The 1,558-nt window shown below is 48.0% G+C and carries 2 protein-coding genes; both read right to left on the bottom strand.

Annotated features, from left to right (window positions below; all coding sequences use genetic code 11):
* A partial coding sequence (locus WBV75_RS14885; protein ID WP_424121368.1) for a hypothetical protein occupies positions 1-897 on the bottom strand: 897 nt, incomplete at its 3' end.
* Between the two features lie 2 nt (positions 898-899).
* Positions 900-1,558: PEP/pyruvate-binding domain-containing protein (locus WBV75_RS14880; protein ID WP_424121367.1), on the bottom strand; the 659-nt coding region annotated here is incomplete at its 5' end.

The following is a 1,558-nucleotide window of genomic DNA, read 5'->3' as shown; positions in this document are numbered from 1 at the left end:
GCCTATGGGGGTGCCGATACTGCCGCCACGTCCGGGGATATAGCTCCCCGCACCATGTGTAAAGAATTTTCCCAAACGCCATTCGTCTTCAGTAATCCCCAGGTCCCGTAAAGGTTGATTCACCGTATTTATGGCGAATTCCGACAGGTCGGATTTGGACTGGCTTTTAAAATAAGCTTCGCTCTCATCAAAAGTGAGCTCGGGATACTTATCCTTAAAAATATGCATGAGCAACGCTTCCCGCCAAACGACGCTGGCTGCCCCATTATTACTTACAGAAACCATATGGTCTACCCATTCAAAAAGGGAAAAGACATCCTTGTTTGTGACCTTTCGTTTGACTTGCTTCCCGGTTTCCAAATTGTATACCGGTACGGTATGGTGATCGTGTATGGCCCATTCCCCCGAGGTGATTTGTTTTGATTTCAGCAACTCGATTCGCTTCTCAAAGGAATCGGGATATACATGTTTTAATCCAGTAAAAAAGGCTGCGAGAACCACCAGCTTACCTACACTACCGGGCTGATACTGGGCAGAGGGGCGGTGTTCTGCGTATCTCAGGGGTTTTCCCGGACTCATATCGAGCAGGGTCATGGAATAGTTCTTGTTTAAACCCCTGAAAAGACCGTCAACATTAGCCTGAAGTCCTGCATCCAATTGAGGTAAGCCATCCTCGCGTTTATCAAAACCCCGGTCGACAAGATTGAGTTTAATGGAACTCAGGGGGTAAAATGCCCCGGGCCTAAGCCGGTTCGATTTGATTTCGCCACTCTGTACATCTTCCACCCATTTAAGGCGCTTGATACCGGTACGTTCGAATCCGTCATAGGGATAATCGCTATCCGCCATAAAAAAACTTCCGAGCAGTAAAGCAGCTACAATAAATATTTTCATCATAATTAAAGTGTTGAATTTAAACGAATGGATTTTTTCTGGTTGACTTCGGGGGTGATGGACTGCAGATATTCGGAACTCAGGGCCCCTTTATTTTCCACAAAAGGACGCACCTGGAAGAGCCAGATTTTCTCATCTTTAAAACCGAGTTCCACATCATAAGGACCTTCAATCCCCCTTCTTTCCATGGTATTGATTAATTCCTTGCTGAAGGCATTGATTTTTGAAATCCGGGCCTGTCCCATAATGGGCTCATCCAGGGAGGCCCCTATTACCTTTGTCCCCCCTTGCGGATTGAGGCTGTTGTAGTACAGTTCCCGGGAAGGGGCGATGAGTTCGTGGCCGCCATTTTTTTGAATCGCCCAGGTTTCAGCGAGCTGACCTTCTACAGCCCCGCCGACTCCGCGGCTCATCGCTACGGTAATTTCATCCGTCCTGCCAGAGCTTACCCCTTTGGTGATCATAACCCCGGAACAATCGTTGTCTACCCCGGGGATAACTACGATAGAAGGATAAACATTCTCCGGGTTATTCAGGTATTTCTGACGCCAGCGGTAGCTTCGATCTGAAAAAGGGGACGCCCATACTTGTTTAATCCCATCGATGACCGCATCCCGCTCCCGAATATTAAAAAGCGTTAGGTTTAGGCCGGCCCCGGTAAAGC

This window comes from Robiginitalea sp. (assembly GCF_049588695.1).
Lineage (GTDB): Bacteria > Bacteroidota > Bacteroidia > Flavobacteriales > Flavobacteriaceae > Robiginitalea.
Note: the sequence above shows the minus strand (reverse complement) of the source record. Positions and strands in the feature narration are given on the sequence as shown.